We start from the raw sequence: 20,657 nt of genomic DNA on the forward strand, positions 1-20,657 counted from the left end.
TGGACGATGCTGATTTTGGGAATCGAGTCGTCTTGCGACGAAACCGGCGTGGCTCTGGTGGACGCCAGCGGCGGCCACACGCCAAGGCTGCTGGGCGACGCGCTGCACAGCCAGATCGAGATGCACCGTGCCTATGGTGGCGTGGTGCCCGAGCTCGCCAGTCGCGACCACATCCGCCGCGTGTTGCCGCTCACCGACGCCGTGCTGGCCCAGGCGGGCCTGACGCTGTCGGCCGTGGACGCCGTGGCCTACACCCGTGGCCCTGGTCTTGCCGGTGCACTGCTGGTGGGGTCGGGCGTGGCCTGCGCGCTGGGTTTTGCGCTCGGCAAGCCGGTCATCGGCGTGCACCACCTCGAGGGCCATCTGCTCTCGCCATTTCTGAGTGCCGACCCGCCCGAGTTCCCGTTCGTCGCGCTGCTGGTGTCGGGTGGCCACAGCCAGCTGATGCGCGTGGACGGGGTGGGGCGCTACGCGCTGCTCGGCGAAACCATCGACGACGCGGCCGGTGAGGCTTTCGACAAGTCGGCCAAGCTGCTCGGTCTGGGCTATCCCGGTGGCCCGGCCCTGGCGCAGCTGGCGCTGCAGGGCGACCCTATGGCCTACAAGTTCCCGCGTCCACTGCTGCACAGCGGTGACCTCGACTTCTCGTTTGCCGGTCTCAAGACGGCGGTGTTGACCCAGGTGAAAAGGCTGGCCCACGCCAGCCTGGACGGCCCGGCCACGCTGCACCTGGCCGATCCGCTGTCTCCGCAGCAAAAGGCCGATGTGGCCGCCAGCGTGCAGGCCGCCATCGTCGAGGTGCTGGTGAAAAAGTCCATGGCGGCGATCCGCCAGACCGGCTTGCGCCGCCTGGTGGTGGCCGGCGGCGTGGGTGCCAATGCGCTGCTGCGCGAGCAACTTGGTGTGGCCTGTGGCAGGGCGGGGGTTCGGGTGCACTACCCGGAGTTGCACCTTTGCACCGACAACGGCGCCATGATCGCGCTGGCCGGTGGCATGCGGGTGCAGGCCGGCTTGGTCGAGCTGGGCTTGGCCGACGGCTACAGCTTTGACGTGAAGCCGCGCTGGCCGCTGTCGGATATTGGTCGGAGCGAGCCCGTGGGCACCCTCTGAAGTACCGTGGTGGGCGAAGCTCTGTAATTATGAATTAGAATTTCGGTGTTGTCGCGCTAGCGACATTCAGCCCGAGCGTCCGCGATCGGGCATTCCCGCACCGAAGAGCAACCTTCCCATGAAATACCTGTGTGATCCCGTTTTTGCCCAGCGCCGTCGCGCGCTGGCTGCCGCCCTGATCGGCGTTCTTTCTGTCACGGTGTCTTTGGCCCAGGCCCCCACGCCCAGCGCTGCGCCCATCCGCATCGCCATGATCGAAGGCCTGTCTGGCCCGATCGCCAACACCGGCGAAGCCGTCTACCGCAATCTGGTCTGGGCTACCGAGCGCGTGAACGCGCGTGGCGGTGTCAAGCTGCCAGGTGGCAACCGCCCGCTCTTGATCGAGCGGTTCGACAGCAAGGGGCAGACCGAAGAGGCGCTGTCCGCCCTGCGCTCGGCGGTGGACCGCGACATCACCATCGTCGCTCAGGGCAACTCGTCGGCGGCGGCCAGTGCCCTGATCGATGCCATCAACAAGCACAACGAACGCGAGCCGGCGCGCCAGATGCTGTTTCTCAACTACTCGGCGGTCGATCCGGCGCTGACCAACGAGAAATGCAGTTACTGGCACTTCCGCTTTGACGCCCATGCCGACATGCGCATGACCGCGCTCATGAGCGTGCTGCGCGAAGACAAGCAGCTCAAGAACATCTACCTGATCGGCCAGGACTACAGCTTTGGCCAGGCCGTTCTGCGCGAAGGCCGCAACCAGCTCGCCGCGCAGCGGCCCGACGTGAAGATCGTCGGCGAAGAGCTGCACCCCATGGCCCGCGTGAAGGACTTCCTGCCATACGCCACCAAGATCAAGGCCAGTGGCGCGCAGGCCGTGCTCACCGGCAACTGGGGCAACGACCTCACGCTGCTGGTCAAGGCCGCGCGCGAGGTGGGTTTTGACGGCAGCTTCTACACCTTCTACGGCAACGCACTCGGTGCGCCCGCGGCCATGGGCGAAGCCGGTATCGGTAAAGTGATTGCGGTGGCCGACTGGTTCCCCAACGTGCCCACGCGCGAGTCGGAAGCCTTCTACCAGTCGTTTCGCCAGCGCTTCCCCAACCCCGCCGACGACTACGTGCACATGCGCATGCAGCTCATGGTCGAATCGCTGGCGCAGGCCATCGAACGCGCTGGCGCGGCCGGCCCGGTCAATGCGGCGACCATCGCGGCCCAGCTTGAAAAAGCCGAAGTCACCCTGGCCGGGCAGACCGCCCGCATGCGCGCCGCCGACCACCAGTTCCAGCAGCCGCTGGCGGTGGCCGTGATGGACCGACAGGGCGCGCCCGGCGCCAAATTCGACGTCGAAGGCTCGGGCTACGGCTTTCGCGTGATCCGCAACCTGGCACCTCAACAAGCCGAACAGCCTCACCGCTGCAACATGATCCGACCCTGATGCCTCTACACACTCCCTTCATGCGCCCCGTGGTTGAAAACCTCGAAGCCTCTCGCATCCGCGAGGTGGCCAACGAGGGCCTGGGCCGAGACAACGTGCTCAAGTTCTGGTTTGGCGAGAGCGATGAAGTCACGCCCGGCTTCATCCGCGAGGCCGCCATGGCTTCGCTGCAAGCCGGCGAAACCTTCTATGCCCACAACCTCGGCCTGCCCGAACTGCGCGAAGCGCTTGCGACCTACACCGACGGCCTGCACCCGGGGCGCGGTGCCGCGCACTGGACGGACCGGCTGGCCGTCACCTCGGGTGGTGTCAACGGCCTGATGCTGGCGTCGCAGGCGCTGGTGGAGGCGGGTGACGAGGTGGTGGTGGTCACACCGGCCTGGCCCAACCTGGTGGCGCAGCCGCAGATCATGGGTGCGAACGTGAAAAGCGTGCCGCTGCAGGTGCTCACCGAAGGACCCCGAGCAGGTGCCTGGGCTCTGGACATGAACACCTTGCTGTCGGCCATCACGCCCGCCACGCGGTTGCTCATCGTCAACGCGCCCAACAACCCCACCGGCTGGACCCTGACCCGCGACGAGCAGGCCACCATCCTGGCGCACTGCCGCCGCACCGGCACCTGGATCCTGGCCGACGAGGTCTACGAGCGGCTCTACTACGCGGGCGACACCGCCAATGGCGCTGCCAGCAGTTTCCTGGACGTGGCCGAGCCCGACGACCGGGTCATCGTGGCCCACAGCTTCTCCAAGAGCTTCCTCATGACCGGCTGGCGCCTGGGCTGGCTGGTGCTGCCCGCCGCCCTCACGGCGGCGGTGGGCAAGCTGATCGAGTTCAACACCTCGTGCGCGCCGGTGTTCGTGCAGCGCGGCGCCACGGTGGCCCTGCAGCGCGGCGCCGAGGTCACGCCTGCCCTGGTGGCACACCTGAAAACCTGCCGCGACACGCTGGTGCCTCTGCTGCGCGCGGTCCCCGGCGTGACGCTTGCCGAGCCGCTGGGCGGCATGTACGCCTTTTTCAAGCTGCAGGGGCAAGACGACTGCCTGGCCGTGGCCAAGCGGCTGGTGCGCGAGGCCGGCATTGGTCTCGCGCCGGGCAGTGCCTTCAGTCCGGAAGCGTCCGGCTGGTTGCGCTGGTGCTTCGCCAGCCGCGACACCAGCCGGCTGGACAAGGGCGTCTCCCGCCTGCGCCGCTGGATCGACGCCCAGCCAGGTGGCGGCACCTGACGCCTTCTGCCCTATAATCCGCGGTTGCCGTTCGAAAGGACAGCATACCCACGCCCGATGCGGCGGCCGGCTTTGGAGCAACTCCACACGCCTGCTTGCTGCGCCGGGACGCATGTAACCCTGAAGGAAATTCCATGATTGCCCAATCCATCAAAGCCGAAGTCGTCGCGGCCAACGCCCGCGCCGCCAACGACACCGGCAGCCCAGAAGTGCAGGTCGCCATCCTGACCGCACGCATCAACGAACTGACCCCCCACTTCAAGACGCACGCCAAAGACCACCACGGTCGTCGCGGCCTGCTGCGCATGGTGAGCCGCCGCCGCAAGCTGCTGGACTACCTGAAGTCCAAAGACGCCCAGCGTTACGTCGCGCTGATCGCGAAACTGGGCCTGCGCAAGTAATTGAGCCCGGTTTGACACACAAAACGCCTGAGTTGGTTCGCTGGCTCGGGCGTTTTTTGCTTGTCAATCCGCTTTTTTGATTCCGGAGCATTGATTACAGAGCGAAGCTGTGTCATTCCAAACGGGTTGAGCGCCACCGGCGAAACACTCAATCCATCTGGAATGGCATCGTGTTCTGGGTTGTGTTTCCGGGTTTTGTGCGGGTTTGCCGCACGCTGTGTTTTCCGCCGGGTGGCGGAAAAAATTCCAGGAGATCAACCATGAGCATGTTCAACAAAGTCACCAAGACCTTCCAGTGGGGCCCCCACACGGTCACCATGGAAACCGGCGAAATCGCGCGCCAGGCCACTGGCGCCGTGCTGGTCAACATCGACGACACCGTGGTGCTCGCCACCGTGGTTGCCAAGCTTGAGGCCAAGGCCGGCCAGGACTTCTTCCCGCTGACCGTGGACTACACCGAGAAGTCGTACGCCGCCGGCAAGATCCCCGGCAGCTTCTTCAAGCGCGAAGGCCGTCCGAGCGAACTCGAAACGCTGACCTGCCGCCTGATCGACCGCCCGATCCGCCCCCTGTTCCCCGAAGGCTTCTACAACGAAGTCCAGGTGATCGTGCACGTGGTGAGCCTGAACCCCGAAGTGCAGGCCGACATCGCCGCCATGATCGCCACCTCCGCCGCGCTGTCGGTCAGCGGCATCCCGTTCAACGGGCCGATCGGCGCCGCCCGCGTGGGCTATGTCAATGGCCAGTACGTGCTCAACCCGGGTCAGACCCAGTTGAAAGACAGCCAGCTCGACCTCGTGGTCGCGGGCACCGAATCCGCCGTGCTGATGGTGGAATCCGAAGCCGACCAGTTGTCCGAAGAAGTCATGCTGGGCGCCGTGGTGTTCGGCCACGAGCAAGGCAACATCGCGATTGCCGCCATCAACGAACTGGTGCGCGACGCCGGCAAGCCGGCCTGGGACTGGCAAGCGCCGGCCAAGGACGAGCCGCTGATCGCCAAGATCGACGGTCTGGCCAAGGCCAAGCTCGAAGCCGCTTACCAGATCCGCAACAAACAAGCGCGCACGCAAGCTTGCCGCTCGGCCTACGCCGACGTGTTCGCTGCGCTCAAAGCCGAAGGCGTGGCCTTCGACAGCGTGGCCATCGAAGCCCTGCTGTTCGAGATCGAAGCCAAGATCGTGCGTGGCCAGATCCTGGCCGGCGAGCCGCGCATCGACGGTCGCGACACGCGCACCGTGCGCGCCATCGAAATCCGCAACGGCGTGCTGCCCCGCACCCACGGTTCGGCCCTGTTCACCCGTGGTGAAACGCAGGCGCTGGTCGTGGCCACGCTCGGCACCGACCGCGACGCGCAGCGCATCGATGCGCTGGCCGGCGAGTTCGAAGACCGCTTCATGCTGCACTACAACATGCCTCCCTTCGCCACCGGCGAAGCCGGCCGTTTCGGCACCCCCAAGCGCCGCGAAATCGGCCATGGCCGCCTGGCCAAGCGCGCGCTGATTGCCGCGCTGCCGAGCAAGGAAGACTTCCCCTACACCATGCGCGTGGTGTCGGAAATCACCGAATCCAACGGCTCTTCGTCGATGGCGTCGGTGTGCGGCGGCTGCCTGGCACTGATGGACGCCGGCGTGCCGATGAAAGCCCACGTGGCCGGTATCGCCATGGGCCTGATCAAGGACGGCAACCGCTTCGCCGTGCTGACCGACATTCTGGGTGACGAAGATCATCTGGGCGACATGGACTTCAAGGTCGCCGGCACCACCAACGGCATCTCGGCGCTGCAGATGGACATCAAGATCCAGGGCATCACCAAGGAAATCATGCAGGTCGCGCTGGCACAGGCCAAAGAAGCCCGCATGCACATCCTGGGCAAGATGCAGGAAGCCATGGGCGAAGCCAAGACCGAGGTGTCCAACTTCGCGCCCAAGCTCTTCACCATGAAGATCAATCCCGAGAAGATCCGCGACGTGATCGGCAAGGGCGGCGCCGTCATCCGTGCGCTGACCGAAGAGACCGGCACGCAGATCAACATCGACGAAGACGGCACCATCACCATCGCTTCGACCGACTCGGCCAAAGCCGACGAAGCCAAGCGCCGCATCGAGCAGATCACCGCTGAAGTGGAAGTGGGCAAGGTCTACGAAGGCCCGGTCACCAAGATCCTGGACTTCGGTGCCTTGATCAACCTGCTGCCAGGCAAAGACGGCCTGCTGCACATCAGCCAGATCGCGCACGAGCGTGTCGAGCGCGTCACCGACTATTTGACCGAAGGCCAGATCGTTCGCGTGAAGGTGCTCGAGACCGACGAAAAAGGTCGCGTCAAGCTGTCTATGAAGGCGCTGGCCGATCGCAACGCGGTCGAGCCGCAGCAGCAGTCACAGTCGTGATTCCGGCGGTGATGCAAGCGGTCGAGATCAGCAGCTTCGGTGCACCGGAGGTGCTGCGTCTCGGTGAGCGCCCGGTGCCCATGGCGGCCGCAGGTGAGGTGCTGATCCGCGTCAGTGCGTCGGGCGTGAACCGTCCCGACGTGCTGCAGCGCACCGGCAACTACCCCGTGCCGCCCGGCGCGTCCGACATTCCCGGCCTTGAGGTGGCGGGCGTGATCGCCTCGGGCGACGCGGCGGCCATGGCCGTCGCTGGCCTGAAGGTGGGTGACCGCGTGTGTGCGCTGGTGGCCGGTGGCGGTTATGCCCAGTGGTGTGTGGCGCCTGTGGGCCAGTGCCTGCCGGTGCCCGAGGGCATGGACGACATCGCCGCCGCATCGCTGCCCGAAACCTTCTTCACCGTATGGAGCAATGTTTTCGACCGCGCGCGCCTGCAAGCTGGCGAGACTCTGCTGGTCCAGGGAGGCACCAGCGGCATCGGCGTGACAGCGATCCAGATGGCCAAGGCCCTGGGTGCGCGCGTGATTGCTACTGCGGGCAGTGACGACAAATGCGCGGCCTGCCTGGCGCTCGGCGCGGATCACGCCATCAACTACAAGACGCAGGACTTCGTGTCTGCCGTGGCCGACCTCACGGGTGGGCAGGGTGTGAATGTGGTGCTCGACATGGTGGCTGGCGCCTACGTGGCTCGTGAGGTCGACTGCCTGGCCGAAGACGGCCGCCTGGTCATCATCGCGGTGCAGGGTGGTGTGAAGGCCGAGTTCAACGCCGGCATGGTGCTGCGCAAACGCCTGACCATCACCGGTTCGACCTTGCGCCCGCGTCCGATCGCGTTCAAGACTGCCATTGCGCAAGCGCTGCGCGAGCGCGTCTGGCCGCTGCTGGCTCAGGGGCGCATCAAACCCGTGATCCATCAGGTGTTTTCCGCCAGCGAAGCCGCAGCGGCACACACACTCATGGAGTCCAATCGCCACATCGGCAAGCTCGTCCTGACCTGGGCATGACGGCATCTCAGACATGAAACCACTGATCGCAGGCAACTGGAAAATGAACGGCTCGTTGGCTGCCAACGAGGCGTTGGTGAAAGCCATGCTCGATGGCCTGGGCGACCAGACACCGGCCGCCGACATGGCCCTGTGTGTGCCCGCACCTTACCTGGCGCAAATGCAGTCGCTGTTGAATGGCAGCTCGATTGCTTGGGGTGCGCAGGACGTGTCCAGCCACGAGCAGGGCGCCTACACCGGTGAGATGTCAGCCACCATGCTCAAGGACTTCGCGTGCCGCTATGCGATCGTGGGCCACTCGGAGCGACGCCAGTACCACGGCGAGACCGACGTGCAGGTGGCCGACAAAGCCAAGGTGGCACTGGCCCACGGCATCACGCCCATCGTGTGCGTGGGTGAAACCCTCGCCGAGCGTGAAGCCGGTCAGACCGAGACCGTGGTCAAGCGCCAACTGGCTGCGGTCATCCACGCGGTGGCGCATTGCACCAGCGAAATCGTGGTGGCTTACGAGCCCGTCTGGGCCATCGGCACCGGCAAGACCGCCTCGCCCGAACAGGCGCAGCAAGTGCATGCGGTGCTTCGTGCCCAGATTGCAGCAGCCACGCAGCATCCCGAGCGTGTGCACATCCTCTACGGCGGCAGCATGAACGCGGCGAATGCAGCCAGTCTGCTGGCTCAGCCAGACATCGACGGCGGCCTCATCGGCGGTGCGTCGCTCAAGGCGGCTGACTTCCTTCAGATCGTGGCCTCGGCCCGCTGACCTTTTTCGTGCCCTCAAGGGCGCATCGACAATCGTGATTCCGGAGTAAAAAATGAACGTTGTGTTGACCATCCTTCTGGCCGTGCAGATCCTTTCCGCGCTGTCCATGATTGGCCTGATCCTCATGCAGCATGGCAAGGGTGCCGATGCCGGCGCTGCCTTCGGCGGCGGTGGGGCAGGTTCTGCCAGCCTGTTCGGCGCATCCGGTGGCGCCAATTTCCTGTCGCGCTCCACGGCTGTGCTGGCGGCCATCTTCCTGACTTGCACGCTGGGTCTTGCCTACTTTGGCAACCTGCGGGTGGCGGCGCCCACCTCGGGCAGCGTGCTTGAAGGCGTGGTGACGCCCGCGCAACCTGCCGACCCTTCACAGCAGATTCCCGGTGCAGCGGCAGCAACGGGCTCCACCCCTGCGCCCGCTGCGGCCACGCCAGCCCCCACCGGAGCGGCGCAAATCCCGGCGAAGTGAGCGTGGTGGAGCGCACGCTTTGCGCGCGCGCCGAGTCAGCTTCCAATCGAGTTGAAAAAGGCCCGCCGCCTCTCAAAAGAGAGGTGGTTTCAGGGTAAACTCCAATGCTTGTCAGCAAGGCTCACACAGACCTCGTGAGCCGGCAATGCAGACCAGCCGACGTGGTGAAATTGGTAGACACGCTATCTTGAGGGGGTAGTGGCGAAAGCTGTGCGAGTTCGAGTCTCGCCGTCGGCACCAATCTTTGGACAACACGGCCTCACGCCGTGTCAGTGGAACAGACCAAGATGAGTCTCGAACAATACCTACCCGTGCTCCTGTTCATCTTGGTGGGTATTTCCATCGGGATCATTCCGCAGGTACTGGGTTATATCCTTGGTCCGAACCTCCCGGACGCCGAGAAAAACTCCCCTTATGAATGCGGTTTCGAGGCCTTCGAAGACGCCCGCATGAAGTTCGATGTGCGCTACTACCTGGTGGCCATCCTCTTCATCCTGTTCGACCTCGAGATCGCCTTTCTCATCCCCTGGGCCGTGGCCCTCTCGGACATCGGCATGACCGGCTTCCTTGCGGGCGTCGTGTTCCTGGCCATCCTCACCGTGGGCTTTGCTTACGAGTGGAAGAAGGGCGCGCTGGACTGGGAATGACCGACACGACCACACACGAATCCAGGGGAGCGGCTCATGATTGAAGGCGTATTCAAGGAAGGCTTCGTCACCACCAGCTACGACTCGGTGGTGAACTGGGCCAAGACCGGCTCGCTGTGGCCCATGACCTTCGGTCTGGCCTGCTGCGCAGTGGAAATGATGCACGCGGCGGCCGCGCGCTACGACATCGGTCGCTTCGGCTCCGAGGTGTTTCGCGCCAGCCCGCGCCAGTCCGATCTGATGATCGTGGCCGGCACCTTGTGCAACAAGATGGCGCCGGCCCTGCGCAAGGTCTACGACCAGATGGCCGAGCCGCGTTGGGTGCTCTCCATGGGTTCATGTGCCAACGGCGGTGGCTATTACCACTACAGCTATTCGGTGGTGCGAGGCTGTGACCGCATCGTGCCGGTGGACGTGTATGTGCCCGGCTGCCCGCCCACGGCCGAAGCGCTGCTGTACGGAATCATCCAGCTGCAGCAGAAGATCCGCCGCACCCAGACCATTGCCCGCGCCTGAGCGCCGTGGCAACACGGCGAACCGAGTCCCACGAGACGTATCCATGACCGACACCTCAACGACCCATTACGCCGTTGCGCCGGAAGCTTTGAAGCTGGCCCTGACCGAGTTGCTTGGTGACCGCGTGGCCTCGCTCGACGTGGTTCGCGAAGAGCTCACGCTGACCGTTGCGGCCACCCACTATTTTGAGGTCATGAAGACCCTGCGCGATGCACCTGTCGCGGCGTTCGAGCAGCTCATCGATCTCTGTGGCATGGACTACCAGACGTATGGCGACGGTCGCTGGGAAGGTCTGCGTTTTGCGGCGGTGGTGCATCTGCTGTCAGTGAGCCACAACCACCGTGTTCGCGTGCGGGTCTTCTGCCCGGAAGACGACTTCCCTGTGCTGGCTTCGGTCACACCGCTCTGGGCGGCGGCCAACTGGTACGAGCGCGAAGCCTTCGACCTGTACGGCATCGTCTTTGAAGGCCACGACGACCTGCGCCGCATCCTCACCGACTACGGTTTCATCGGCCATCCCTTCCGCAAGGACTTCCCGCTGTCGGGTCATGTCGAGATGCGCTACGACGCCGAGCGCCAGCGCGTGATCTACGAGCCGGTGAGTATCGAACCCCGCGAAATCACGCCCCGCATCATCCGCGAAGACAACTACGGGGGATTGCACTGAGGCCTCGGGCCTTCCTGTGACATCGACATGGCTGAAATCAAGAACTACACCCTCAACTTCGGTCCTCAGCACCCGGCCGCGCACGGCGTGCTGCGCTTGGTGCTTGAGCTCGACGGCGAGGTCGTGCAACGCGCTGACCCGCACATCGGCCTGCTGCACCGCGCCACCGAAAAGCTCGCCGAGCACAAGACCTACATCCAGTCGCTGCCCTACATGGACCGGCTGGACTACGTCTCGATGATGTGCAACGAGCACGCTTACTGCCTTGCGATCGAGAAGCTGCTCGGGATCGAGGTGCCGATCCGCGCGCAGTACATCCGCGTGATGTTCAGCGAGATCACGCGCCTGCTCAACCACCTCATGTGGCTGGGTTCGCACGGCAACGACTGCGGTAGCTCCACCATCCTGATCTACGCCTTCCGTGAGCGCGAAGATCTGTTCGACATGTACGAAGCGGTGTCGGGTGCTCGCATGCACGCAGCCTACTTCCGTCCGGGTGGTGTGTACCGCGATCTGCCGGACACCATGCCGCAGTACAAGCACAGCAAGATCCGCAATGCCCGTGCGATGGAGCAGATGAACACCAACCGCCAGGGTTCGCTGCTCGACTTCATCGACGATTTCACGAAACGTTTCCCGACCTACCTGGCCGAGTACCACACGCTGCTCACCGACAACCGCATCTGGAAACAGCGCACGGTCGGCATCGGTGTGGTCACCCCCGAGCGCGCACTCAACCTCGGCATGACCGGCCCCATGCTGCGCGGCTCCGGGATCGCCTGGGATCTGCGCAAGAAGCAGCCGTACGACGTGTACGGTCAGATGGACTTCGACATTCCGGTGGGCAAAACCGGCGACTGCTATGACCGTTACCTCGTCCGCATGGAAGAGATGAAGCAGTCCAACCGTATCATCGAGCAGTGCTCCAAGTGGCTGCGCGCCAACCCCGGTCCGGTGATCACCGACAACCACAAGGTGGCCGCTCCCGCCCGCGAGGCCATGAAGGCCAACATGGAAGAGCTGATCCACCACTTCAAGCTATTCACCGAAGGCTTCCACGTGCCCGAGGGCGAAGCCTATGCGGCGGTCGAGCATCCCAAGGGTGAGTTCGGTATCTACCTGGTGAGCGATGGCGCCAACAAGCCCTACCGCCTGAAGATCCGCGCACCTGGATTTGCGCACCTGGCCACGATGGACGAAATGGCGCGCGGCCACATGCTGGCCGACGCCGTGGCCATCATCGGCACCATGGACATTGTTTTCGGGGAGATCGACCGATGAGCACCGGCCACGCAGTTGCCACTGTGGAATTCAGCAGCGCCACCCAGCAGCGCTTCGCGCGCGAGGTCGCCAAGTACCCGGCTGATCAGGCGCAGTCGGCAGTCATGGCGTGTCTGGCCATCATCCAGCAGGAAATGGGTTTCGTGAGCACAGGTGCTGAAGCGTCGTTGGCCGCATACCTGGGCATGGAGCCGATTGCCGTGCACGAGGTGACGACCTTCTACAACATGTACAACCAGCAGGCCACGGGCAAGTTCAAGCTGAACGTGTGCACCAACCTGCCATGTCAGTTGCGCGATGGCCAGAACGCGCTGCACCACCTGGAGCGCAAGCTGGGCATCACCATGGGCGGTACCACGCCTGATGGCCTGTTCACCCTGCAACAAAGCGAATGCCTGGGCGCCTGCGCCGATTCGCCGGTGATGCTGGTCAACGACCGCCACATGTGCAGCTTCATGAGCAATGACAAGCTCGATCAGCTGATCGATGGCTTGCGTGCCGCGGAAGGACAGCCATGAACGCCGATCAGATCCTCTCGCAGTTCCGCGCCAACGGCGTGCAGACCTGCTTCCACGGCCGCCACATCAACCCTCAGATCTACGCCGACCTTGACGGTGGCAACTGGTCGCTGAAGGACTACGTGGCGCGAGGCGGTTACCAGGCCTTGCGCAAGGTGCTGGGCAAAGACGGCGCCGAGCCGGCCGGTGATCCACCGGTGGTGGGCATGACGCAAGACCAGGTGATTGCCACACTCAAGGAGTCGGCACTTCGCGGCCGTGGCGGTGCGGGATTCCCCACCGGCTTGAAGTGGAGTTTCATGCCGCGCCAGTTCCCGGGTCAGAAGTACCTGGTGTGCAATTCCGATGAAGGCGAGCCGGGTACGTGCAAGGACCGCGACATCCTGATGTACAACCCGCACATCGTGATCGAAGGCATGGCCATTGCCGCCTTCGCCATGGGCATCAGCGTGGGCTACAACTACATCCACGGCGAAATCTTCGAGGCCTACGACCGCTTTGAAGCCGCGCTGGAAGAAGCCCGCGCCGCCGGCCTGCTGGGCGACAATATTTTGGACAGCGGTTTCAGCTTCCAGCTGCATGCGTTTCACGGCTTCGGTGCCTACATCTGCGGCGAAGAAACCGCCTTGCTCGAATCGCTCGAAGGCAAAAAAGGCCAGCCGCGTTTCAAGCCACCGTTTCCAGCCAGTTTCGGCCTCTACGGCAAGCCAACCACCATCAACAACACCGAGACCTTTGCCGCGGTGCCCTGGATCATCCGCAACGGTGGCGCGGCGTATCTCGCCTGCGGCAAGCCCAACAACGGCGGCACCAAGATCTTCTCGGTGAGCGGTGATGTGGAGATGCCCGGCAACTACGAGGTGCCCATGGGCACGCCGTTCAGCAAGCTGCTGGAGCTCGCCGGTGGCGTGCGCAAAGGCCGCACGCTCAAGGCCGTGATCCCCGGTGGTTCGTCGTCGCCCGTGCTGCCCGCGTCCATCATGATGGACTGCACCATGGACTACGACTCCATCGCCAAGGCCGGCTCCATGCTGGGCTCAGGCGCCGTGATCGTGATGGACGACAGCCGTTGCATGGTCGAGTCGCTCAAGCGCCTGTCCTACTTCTACATGCACGAGTCGTGTGGCCAGTGCACGCCCTGCCGCGAAGGCACGGGCTGGCTCTGGCGCATGGTCAGCCGCATCGACGAAGGCGAAGGTCGCCTGGCCGACATGGCGCTGCTGGACAACGTGGCCGAGAACATCATGGGCCGTACCATCTGCGCCCTGGGCGATGCGGCGGCCATGCCGGTGCGCGCCATGATCAAACATTTCCGGCACGAGTTCGAGGCCAAGATCAACGCAGCCAATGCTGCACAGGCTTCCTGAGCAGCCGGACACGAGAAACACCATGGTTGAAATCGAACTCGACGGCAAGAAGGTGGAAGTGCCCCCGGGCAGCATGGTCATGCATGCGGCCGAAAAGGCCGGCACCTACATCCCGCACTTCTGCTATCACAAAAAACTGTCCATCGCAGCCAATTGCCGCATGTGCCTGGTCGATGTGGAAAAGGCGCCCAAGCCCATGCCGGCCTGCGCCACGCCCGTCACGCAGGGCATGATCGTGCGCACCAAGAGCGACAAGGCGATCAAGGCCCAGCAGTCGGTGATGGAGTTCCTGCTCATCAACCACCCGCTGGATTGCCCCATTTGCGACCAGGGCGGTGAGTGCCAGTTGCAGGATCTGGCCGTGGGTTACGGTGGCTCGGGTTCGCGCTACGAAGAAGAAAAACGCGTTGTCTTCCACAAGGACGTGGGCCCGCTCGTGTCCATGGAAGAGATGAGCCGTTGCATCCATTGCACCCGCTGCGTGCGTTTCGGCCAGGAAGTGGCTGGCGTGATGGAGCTGGGGATGATCCACCGTGGCGAGCATTCCGAGATCACCACGGTGCTCGGTGACACAGTCGACTCCGAACTCTCGGGCAACATGATCGACATCTGTCCGGTCGGCGCGCTCACCAGCAAGCCGTTCCGCTACAGCGCCCGCACCTGGGAACTCTCGCGCCGCAAGAGCGTGAGCCCGCACGACAGCACCGGCGCCAACCTGATCGTCCAGGTGAAGAACCACAAGGTCATGCGCGTGGTGCCGCTGGAAAACGAAGCCGTCAACGAATGCTGGATCGCCGACCGCGACCGCTTCTCGTACGAAGCCGTCAACAGCGAAGACCGCCTGACCGCGCCCATGCTCAAACAGGGCGGCGAGTGGCACACGGTCGACTGGCAAACCGCGCTCGAGTACGTGGCCAATGGCTTGAAGCAGGTCAAGGCCGAGCACGGCGCTGGCGCCATCGGCCTGCTGGCCAGCCCGCACAGCACGCTGGAAGAGCTGGCACTGGCCGGCGCCTTGGTGCGAGGGCTGGGCAGCCAGAACATCGACATCCGCTTGCGCCACGCCGACTTTTCGAACGCAGCACCAGCCGGTGCGGCGCGCTGGCTCGGCCTGCCCGTCGCATCGCTCTCCACCCTGCAGCGCGTGCTGGTGGTGGGCGCCAACCTGCGCAAGGATCACCCGCTGTTCGCGCAGCGCATCCGCCAGGCAGTCCGCAAGGGTTGCCAGGTGAACGTGCTCGGCGCCGAGTCTCAAGACTGGGCCATGTCGGTGGAAAACACCGTGCTGTCCGACAGCCGCACATGGGTGTCCGCGCTGGCTGGTATCGCCGCTGCCGTGGCCGCCGAGAATGGTGCAGCTGCACCGGTCGCCGCGGACGTGACCGATGCGCATCGCGCAGTGGCGAAATCGCTGCTGGGTGGCGAACACAGGGCTGTGTTGCTTGGCAACGCCGCAGCACACCACGAGAAAGCGGCCAGCCTGCTGTCGCTGGCGAACTGGATCGCGCAGCAGACCGGCGCCAGCGTGGGCTACCTGAGCGAGAGCGCCAACACGGTAGGCGCGCAGCTCGTCAATGCATTGCCAGGGCAGGGCGGCTTGAACGCTGGTCAGATGCTGGGCGGCTCGCTCAAGGCGCTGGTGCTGCTCAACACCGAACCAGCGCACGACAGCGCGGCTGGTGCAGTTGGCTTGGCGCCAGCCGGCATGGTCGTCACACTCAGCCCGTTCAAGACCAACCTCGACATCAGCGACGTGCTGCTGCCGATCGCTCCGTTCACCGAAACCTCTGGCTCCTTCGTGAACGCCGAAGGCCGGTTGCAGAGTTTCCACGCTGTGGTGCGCCCTTTGGGTGAAACGCGCCCTGCGTGGAAAGTGATCCGCGTGCTGGGCAATCTGCTCGGCCTGGCCGGCTTTGACGCCGACTCGTCGCAGGCCGTGTTGGCCAGTGCGTTGCCGGGTGTGGCGAGTGGCGCTGTTGTGGACGCCGCGCGCTTGAACAACGCCAGCGCCGCTCCGATCGACATGGTGCCCGCCAACGCCGAGCCCTGCGTCGCCGGCATCTATCAGCTCGATGGCCTCGTGCGCCGCGCCCCCGCGCTGCAGATGACGGCCGACGCCCGCGCAACCCTGATCGCCGACGAGGTGCTCGCATGATCGACGCGATGTACAACGGCGGCCTGGGCCTGATCGCCGCTCCCTGGTGGACATCAGCCGCCTGGCCGGTCATCTGGAACCTGATCAAGATCGTGGCAGTGCTGGCGCCGTTGATGGGCGCCGTGGCCTACCTCACGCTGTGGGAGCGCAAGCTGCTCGGCTGGATCCAGGTGCGCCACGGACCCAACCGCGTCGGCCCCTTCGGTTTGCTGCAGCCGATTGCCGATGCGCTCAAGCTGTTGACCAAAGAGCTGATCCGCCCAAGTGCTGCGAGTAACGGCTTGTTCCGCCTCGGCCCCATCATGGCCATCATGCCGGCGCTCGCCGCGTGGGTGGCGGTTCCCTTCGGCCCCGAGGCGGTGCTCGCCAACGTGAACGCCGGTCTGTTGGTGATCCTGGCGATCACCTCGATCGAGGTGTATGGCGTGATCATCGCGGGCTGGGCATCCAACTCGAAATACGCCTTCCTTGGTGCGCTGCGCGCGTCCGCCCAGATGGTGAGCTACGAGATTGCCATCGGCTTCTGTTTCCTGGTGGTCGTCATGGTCTCGGGCAGCCTGAACCTGGTTGACATCGTGAACTCGCAAGCGCGCGGCATGGCCGCTTCTGAAGGCCTCAATTTCCTGTCGTGGAACTGGCTGCCGCTGCTGCCCATTTTCTTCGTCTACCTCATCTCGGGTGTGGCCGAAACCAACCGCCACCCGTTCGACGTGGTTGAGGGCGAGGCCGAGATCGTGGCCGGTCACATGGTCGAGTACTCGGGCATGGGCTTTGCCATCTTCTTCCTGGCCGAATACGCCAGCATGTGGCTGATCTCGGTGCTGGCGGTGCTGATGTTCCTGGGCGGCTGGTTGCCACCCATCGACAGCGCGCTGTTCAACTGGATCCCCGGCTGGATCTGGCTCGGCCTGAAGACCTTCCTCGTGGTGTCCATGTTCATCTGGATCCGCGCCACCTTTCCGCGCTTCCGCTACGACCAGATCATGCGTCTGGGCTGGAAGATCTTCATTCCCGTCACGCTCATCTACCTGCTGCTCGTCGGCGGCCTGATGCAGACGTCGTGGAACCTCTGGAAATAAGAGGGCGATTGACCATGTCCACCTTCACCGCCAACCCCGTCGCATCCCCTGCGGTCGTGGCGCCGTTTTCCTTCCGCGACTTCCTCAACAGCTTCCTGCTGGTGGAGTTGTTCAAGGGCATGGCCCTGACCGGTCGTTACGCCTTCAAGCGCAAGATCACGGTGCAGTTCCCCGAGGAAAAGACGCCTCTGTCGCCGCGCTTCCGTGGCCTGCATGCCCTGCGCCGCTATGAGAACGGCGAAGAGCGCTGCATCGCCTGCAAGTTGTGCGAAGCGGTCTGCCCGGCGATGGCGATCACCATCGAATCCGATGTGCGCGACGATGGCTCCCGCCGTACGACGCGCTACGACATCGACTTGACCAAGTGCATCTTTTGCGGCTTCTGTGAGGAGAGTTGCCCGGTCGACTCCATCGTCGAGACCCACATCTTCGAATACCACGGCGAGAAGCGTGGAGACCTGTACTTCACCAAAGAGATGCTGCTGGCCGTGGGCGACCGCTACGAGACCGAGATTGCCGCTGCCCGGGCTGCCGACGCCCCTTACCGCTGATCCATTGCGATCCCGGGCCCACACCGATACCGGAAAAGACGACACAAGAACAACGCCATGGATTACCAGACCGGCTTTTTTTACCTCTTCGCCGCGGTGCTGCTGTTCGCAGCTTTCCGCGTCGTCACCGCGCGCAACCCGGTGCATGCCGTGCTGTTCCTGATGCTGGCATTCTCTCAGGCGTCTGCACTGTGGTTGCTGCTCAAGGCCGAATTCCTTGGCATCACGCTGGTGCTGGTGTATCTGGGTGCGGTGATGGTTTTGTTCTTGTTCGTCGTGATGATGCTCGACATCAACATGGACAGCGTGCGCAAGGGATTCTGGAAACACTTTCCGCTGGCCGCCATCCTGGGCGGTCTGGTGGCGGCCGAACTGATCGCCGTGTTGTTTGCCGGCTTCCCGAGCCTGGCCACCAACCCCGACGCGGCTGGTGCCGGCATCAACGCCGCCGGGTATTCCAACACCCGTGAACTCGGCCTGCTGCTGTATTCCGAATACCTGTACCCGATCGAAGTGGCTGCTGTGATCCTGCTGGTAGCCATGATTGCCGCCATTGCGCTCACCCTGCGCCAGCGCAAGGACAGCAAGGCCATCAACCCCGGGCTGCAAGTGCATGTGCGCGCCAGCGACCGGTTGGTGGTGCTGCCCATGTCCGCCACACAAAAAGCTGCGCCCGAGGCGCCCGCCAGCACCGCCGAGGAGGGCAAGGCATGAATTTCACCAGCCTGACACTGGGTCACTTCCTTTCCGTGGGGGCGATCCTGTTCGCCTTGTCGGTGGTGGGCATCTTCCTCAACCGCAAAAACCTGATCGTGCTGCTCATGGCCATCGAGCTGATGCTGCTCGCGGTGAACATGAACTTCGTGGCCTTCTCGCACTTCCTGGGTGACATGCACGGGCAGGTGTTCGTGTTCTTCATCCTGACCGTGGCCGCCGCCGAATCAGCGATCGGCCTGGCCATCCTCGTGCTGCTGTTCCGCAACAAGAACTCGATCAGCGTCGAAGAGCTGAACACGCTCAAAGGCTGAGCACCAGCCCCAAGACAAGAACACCATGAGTACAACCCTCTCTGCCAGCACCCTGCTCGCTGTCCCCATGGCGCCGCTGATCGGCGCGGCCCTGGCCGGCATTCTGGGCACCACTTTCGGTGGCAACGTCATCGGTCGCCGCGCCTCGCACACGCTCACCATCCTGGGCGTGTTGGTCGCTTTCATCCTCTCGGCCATGACGCTCAAGAGCGTGGCCATGGACGGCGCGCGCTTCAACGAGACCCTCTACACCTGGATGGTGGTCGGTGGTCTCAAGATGGAAATCGGCTTCCTGGTCGACGGACTCACCGCCATGATGATGGTGGTCGTCACTTTCGTCTCGCTCATGGTGCACCTCTACACCATCGGCTACATGGAAGAAGACGAGGGCTACAACCGCTTCTTCGCCTACATCTCGCTGTTCACCTTCTCCATGCTCATGCTGGTGATGAGCAACAACCTGCTGCAGCTGTTCTTCGGCTGGGAAGCGGTGGGCCTGGTGTCGTACCTGCTGATCGGCTTCTGGTTCAACAAGCCCACAGCGATCTTCGCCAACATGAAGGCTTTCCTGGTCAACCGCGTGGGTGACTTCGGCTTCATTCTCGGCATCGGCCTGATCGTTGCCTACGCTGGCACGCTCAACTACACCGAGGTGTTTGCCAGGGCGCCCCAGCTCGGCACGCTGGGTTTTCCCGGCACAGACTGGCTGCTGATCACCGTCATCTGCATCTGTCTGTTCATCGGCGCCATGGGCAAAAGCGCGCAGTTCCCGCTGCACGTGTGGCTGCCAGACTCCATGGAAGGCCCCACGCCCATCTCGGCGCTGATCCACGCCGCCACCATGGTCACGGCCGGCATCTTCATGGTGGCGCGCATGTCGCCGCTGTTCGAGCTGTCGGACACGGCGCTGAACTTCATCATGGTGATCGGTGCCATCACGGCGCTGTTCATGGGCTTCCTGGGCATCATCCAGAACGACATCAAGCGCATCGTCGCCTACTCCACGCTCTCGCAGCTGGGCTACATGACGGTGGCGCTCGGCGCGTCGGCCTACTCGGTGGCGGTGTTCCACCTCATGACCCACGCGTTTTTCAAGGCGCTCCTGTTCCTGGCTGCTGGCTCGGTGATCATGGGTCTGCACCACAACCAGGACATCCGCTGGATGGGCGCCGTGCGCAAGTACATGCCCATCACCTGGATCACCTCGTTGCTGGGCACGCTGGCCCTTATCGGCACACCGCTGTTCTCGGGCTTCTACTCCAAGGACAGCATCATCGAGGCGGTGCACTTCAGCAACCTGCCGGCCTCGGGCTTCGCTTACTTTGCGGTGCTGGCCGGTGTGTTCGTCACCTCGTTCTATTCGTTCCGCCTGTACTTCCTGGTTTTCCACGGACAAGAGCGCTACGACCAGAACCCCGACGCCCACGACGACGACCATGGACACCACGATGACCACGGGCATGGCCACGGCCATGACGCCAAGCCGCATGAGTCGCCCTGGGTGGTGACGGTGCCGCTGGTGCTGCTGGCCATTCCGTCGGTGGTGATCGGATTCATGACGATCCAGCCGATGTTGTTCGGTGGCTTCTTCAAGGACGCGATTTTCATCAATGCCGCGGCCCATCCCGCCATGGCGACGTTCGCCGAAGAGTTCCATGGCGCCCTGTCCATGGCCGCGCATTCGCTCTACACCCCACCGCTCTACCTCGCCCTGGCCGGTGCCGTGAGCGCCTGGTACATGTACCTCATCAACCCTGCAGTGCCGGCCGCCATCGGCCGCGCCCTGCGTCCGCTGGTGGTGATTTTGGAGAACAAGTACTACATGGACTGGTTCAACGAGAACGTGCTTGCCAAAGGCGCACGCGGTCTGGGCATCGGTTTGTGGAAGGGTGGCGATCGGGGTGTGATCGAAGGTGGTGTGGTCAACGCCAGCTGGAAGCTGGTGGGTCTGGTCTCCGGCGTGGTGCGCCGCGCGCAGACCGGCTACCTGTACCACTACGCGCTGATGATGATCGTGGGTGTGCTGCTGTTCATGACGTACTTCGTCTGGCTCGCCAAATAAAACAAGAGGAAG

20 protein-coding genes and 1 tRNA gene are annotated in these 20,657 nt (G+C 63.9%); all 21 read left to right on the forward strand.

Going from position 1 to position 20,657, the window contains the following annotated elements; genetic code table 11:
- Positions 1–6 precede the first annotated feature (6 nt).
- The 21 genes from tsaD (at position 7) to nuoL (ending at position 20,645) form a co-directional block, all read left to right on the forward strand.
- A complete protein-coding gene (tsaD, locus tag F9Z44_RS08050) occupies positions 7–1,110 on the forward strand; it encodes a tRNA (adenosine(37)-N6)-threonylcarbamoyltransferase complex transferase subunit TsaD (protein ID WP_159605074.1) in 1,104 nt (367 codons plus the stop codon).
- 118 nt (positions 1,111–1,228) lie between these two features.
- Entirely contained in the window at positions 1,229–2,536 is a 1,308-nt protein-coding gene (locus F9Z44_RS08055; RefSeq protein ID WP_159605076.1) for a branched-chain amino acid ABC transporter substrate-binding protein, read from the forward strand.
- 20 nt (positions 2,537–2,556) lie between these two features.
- Positions 2,557–3,759 carry a pyridoxal phosphate-dependent aminotransferase gene (locus F9Z44_RS08060; RefSeq protein ID WP_159605078.1) on the forward strand — a complete coding sequence of 401 codons (1,203 nt, stop codon included), beginning with the start codon at positions 2,557–2,559 and terminating at the stop codon, positions 3,757–3,759.
- Positions 3,760–3,893: 134 nt separating this feature from the next.
- The gene (gene rpsO / locus F9Z44_RS08065; RefSeq protein WP_056273781.1) at positions 3,894–4,160 is read left to right on the forward strand and encodes a 30S ribosomal protein S15; all 267 of its coding nucleotides are present in this window, start codon (positions 3,894–3,896) and stop codon (positions 4,158–4,160) included.
- 260 nt (positions 4,161–4,420) lie between these two features.
- Positions 4,421–6,547 carry a polyribonucleotide nucleotidyltransferase gene (gene pnp / locus F9Z44_RS08070; RefSeq protein WP_159605080.1) on the forward strand — a complete coding sequence of 709 codons (2,127 nt, stop codon included), beginning with the start codon at positions 4,421–4,423 and terminating at the stop codon, positions 6,545–6,547.
- Between the two features lie 11 nt (positions 6,548–6,558).
- Positions 6,559–7,548: an NAD(P)H-quinone oxidoreductase gene (locus F9Z44_RS08075; protein ID WP_159608630.1), complete on the forward strand. Its 990-nt coding sequence runs from the start codon at positions 6,559–6,561 to the stop codon at positions 7,546–7,548.
- A gap of 13 nt (positions 7,549–7,561) precedes the next feature.
- On the forward strand, positions 7,562–8,308 hold the full coding sequence (tpiA, locus tag F9Z44_RS08080) for a triose-phosphate isomerase (RefSeq protein WP_201450027.1): 747 nt from the start codon (positions 7,562–7,564) through the stop codon (positions 8,306–8,308).
- A 52-nt stretch (positions 8,309–8,360) separates the two neighbouring features.
- Positions 8,361–8,774: a preprotein translocase subunit SecG gene (gene secG / locus F9Z44_RS08085; RefSeq protein ID WP_159605082.1), complete on the forward strand. Its 414-nt coding sequence runs from the start codon at positions 8,361–8,363 to the stop codon at positions 8,772–8,774.
- Between the two features lie 155 nt (positions 8,775–8,929).
- Positions 8,930–9,014 (forward strand) — tRNA-Leu (locus F9Z44_RS08090).
- Positions 9,015–9,061: 47 nt separating this feature from the next.
- A complete protein-coding gene (locus F9Z44_RS08095; protein WP_159605084.1) occupies positions 9,062–9,421 on the forward strand; it encodes an NADH-quinone oxidoreductase subunit A in 360 nt (119 codons plus the stop codon).
- A 36-nt stretch (positions 9,422–9,457) separates the two neighbouring features.
- On the forward strand, positions 9,458–9,937 hold the full coding sequence (locus F9Z44_RS08100) for a NuoB/complex I 20 kDa subunit family protein (protein ID WP_056273769.1): 480 nt from the start codon (positions 9,458–9,460) through the stop codon (positions 9,935–9,937).
- A 43-nt stretch (positions 9,938–9,980) separates the two neighbouring features.
- On the forward strand, positions 9,981–10,604 hold the full coding sequence (locus F9Z44_RS08105; protein ID WP_159605086.1) for an NADH-quinone oxidoreductase subunit C: 624 nt from the start codon (positions 9,981–9,983) through the stop codon (positions 10,602–10,604).
- A gap of 27 nt (positions 10,605–10,631) precedes the next feature.
- Complete coding sequence (locus F9Z44_RS08110; protein ID WP_159605088.1) at positions 10,632–11,885, forward strand: NADH-quinone oxidoreductase subunit D; 1,254 nt, start codon at positions 10,632–10,634, stop codon at positions 11,883–11,885.
- Positions 11,882–12,403, forward strand: coding sequence for an NADH-quinone oxidoreductase subunit NuoE family protein (locus tag F9Z44_RS08115; protein WP_159605090.1), 522 nt, complete (start codon positions 11,882–11,884; stop codon positions 12,401–12,403). The genes F9Z44_RS08110 and F9Z44_RS08115 overlap by 4 nt, the downstream gene beginning before the upstream one ends.
- A complete protein-coding gene (nuoF, locus tag F9Z44_RS08120) occupies positions 12,400–13,770 on the forward strand; it encodes an NADH-quinone oxidoreductase subunit NuoF (RefSeq protein ID WP_159605092.1) in 1,371 nt (456 codons plus the stop codon). The genes F9Z44_RS08115 and nuoF overlap by 4 nt, the downstream gene beginning before the upstream one ends.
- A gap of 22 nt (positions 13,771–13,792) precedes the next feature.
- The gene (nuoG, locus tag F9Z44_RS08125; RefSeq protein WP_159605094.1) at positions 13,793–15,925 is read left to right on the forward strand and encodes an NADH-quinone oxidoreductase subunit NuoG; all 2,133 of its coding nucleotides are present in this window, start codon (positions 13,793–13,795) and stop codon (positions 15,923–15,925) included.
- Positions 15,922–17,004 carry an NADH-quinone oxidoreductase subunit NuoH gene (gene nuoH / locus F9Z44_RS08130; RefSeq protein WP_159605096.1) on the forward strand — a complete coding sequence of 361 codons (1,083 nt, stop codon included), beginning with the start codon at positions 15,922–15,924 and terminating at the stop codon, positions 17,002–17,004. The genes nuoG and nuoH overlap by 4 nt, the downstream gene beginning before the upstream one ends.
- Before the next feature lie 14 nt (positions 17,005–17,018).
- On the forward strand, positions 17,019–17,555 hold the full coding sequence (gene nuoI, locus F9Z44_RS08135; protein WP_159605098.1) for an NADH-quinone oxidoreductase subunit NuoI: 537 nt from the start codon (positions 17,019–17,021) through the stop codon (positions 17,553–17,555).
- 57 nt (positions 17,556–17,612) lie between these two features.
- Positions 17,613–18,269: an NADH-quinone oxidoreductase subunit J gene (locus F9Z44_RS08140; protein WP_159605100.1), complete on the forward strand. Its 657-nt coding sequence runs from the start codon at positions 17,613–17,615 to the stop codon at positions 18,267–18,269.
- On the forward strand, positions 18,266–18,583 hold the full coding sequence (gene nuoK, locus F9Z44_RS08145) for an NADH-quinone oxidoreductase subunit NuoK (protein WP_159605102.1): 318 nt from the start codon (positions 18,266–18,268) through the stop codon (positions 18,581–18,583). The genes F9Z44_RS08140 and nuoK overlap by 4 nt, the downstream gene beginning before the upstream one ends.
- A 25-nt stretch (positions 18,584–18,608) precedes the next feature.
- The gene (gene nuoL / locus F9Z44_RS08150; RefSeq protein ID WP_159605104.1) at positions 18,609–20,645 is read left to right on the forward strand and encodes an NADH-quinone oxidoreductase subunit L; all 2,037 of its coding nucleotides are present in this window, start codon (positions 18,609–18,611) and stop codon (positions 20,643–20,645) included.
- Positions 20,646–20,657 lie beyond the last annotated feature (12 nt).

It is taken from the genome of Hydrogenophaga sp. PBL-H3, assembly GCF_010104355.1.
GTDB lineage: Bacteria > Pseudomonadota > Gammaproteobacteria > Burkholderiales > Burkholderiaceae_C > Hydrogenophaga.

Bases quoted from the DNA above. Each gene is read 5' to 3' on its own strand.
- tsaD (WP_159605074.1), top strand. From the start codon at position 7: ATGCTGATTTTGGGAATCGAGTCGTCTTGCGACGAAACCGGCGTGGCT.
- F9Z44_RS08055 (WP_159605076.1), top strand. From the start codon at position 1,229: ATGAAATACCTGTGTGATCCCGTTTTTGCCCAGCGCCGTCGCGCGCTG.
- F9Z44_RS08060 (WP_159605078.1), top strand. From the start codon at position 2,557: ATGCGCCCCGTGGTTGAAAACCTCGAAGCCTCTCGCATCCGCGAGGTG.
- rpsO (WP_056273781.1), top strand. From the start codon at position 3,894: ATGATTGCCCAATCCATCAAAGCCGAAGTCGTCGCGGCCAACGCCCGC.
- pnp (WP_159605080.1), top strand. From the start codon at position 4,421: ATGAGCATGTTCAACAAAGTCACCAAGACCTTCCAGTGGGGCCCCCAC.
- F9Z44_RS08075 (WP_159608630.1), top strand. From the start codon at position 6,559: ATGCAAGCGGTCGAGATCAGCAGCTTCGGTGCACCGGAGGTGCTGCGT.
- tpiA (WP_201450027.1), top strand. From the start codon at position 7,562: ATGAAACCACTGATCGCAGGCAACTGGAAAATGAACGGCTCGTTGGCT.
- secG (WP_159605082.1), top strand. From the start codon at position 8,361: ATGAACGTTGTGTTGACCATCCTTCTGGCCGTGCAGATCCTTTCCGCG.
- F9Z44_RS08095 (WP_159605084.1), top strand. From the start codon at position 9,062: ATGAGTCTCGAACAATACCTACCCGTGCTCCTGTTCATCTTGGTGGGT.
- F9Z44_RS08100 (WP_056273769.1), top strand. From the start codon at position 9,458: ATGATTGAAGGCGTATTCAAGGAAGGCTTCGTCACCACCAGCTACGAC.
- F9Z44_RS08105 (WP_159605086.1), top strand. From the start codon at position 9,981: ATGACCGACACCTCAACGACCCATTACGCCGTTGCGCCGGAAGCTTTG.
- F9Z44_RS08110 (WP_159605088.1), top strand. From the start codon at position 10,632: ATGGCTGAAATCAAGAACTACACCCTCAACTTCGGTCCTCAGCACCCG.
- F9Z44_RS08115 (WP_159605090.1), top strand. From the start codon at position 11,882: ATGAGCACCGGCCACGCAGTTGCCACTGTGGAATTCAGCAGCGCCACC.
- nuoF (WP_159605092.1), top strand. From the start codon at position 12,400: ATGAACGCCGATCAGATCCTCTCGCAGTTCCGCGCCAACGGCGTGCAG.
- nuoG (WP_159605094.1), top strand. From the start codon at position 13,793: ATGGTTGAAATCGAACTCGACGGCAAGAAGGTGGAAGTGCCCCCGGGC.
- nuoH (WP_159605096.1), top strand. From the start codon at position 15,922: ATGATCGACGCGATGTACAACGGCGGCCTGGGCCTGATCGCCGCTCCC.
- nuoI (WP_159605098.1), top strand. From the start codon at position 17,019: ATGTCCACCTTCACCGCCAACCCCGTCGCATCCCCTGCGGTCGTGGCG.
- F9Z44_RS08140 (WP_159605100.1), top strand. From the start codon at position 17,613: ATGGATTACCAGACCGGCTTTTTTTACCTCTTCGCCGCGGTGCTGCTG.
- nuoK (WP_159605102.1), top strand. From the start codon at position 18,266: ATGAATTTCACCAGCCTGACACTGGGTCACTTCCTTTCCGTGGGGGCG.
- nuoL (WP_159605104.1), top strand. From the start codon at position 18,609: ATGAGTACAACCCTCTCTGCCAGCACCCTGCTCGCTGTCCCCATGGCG.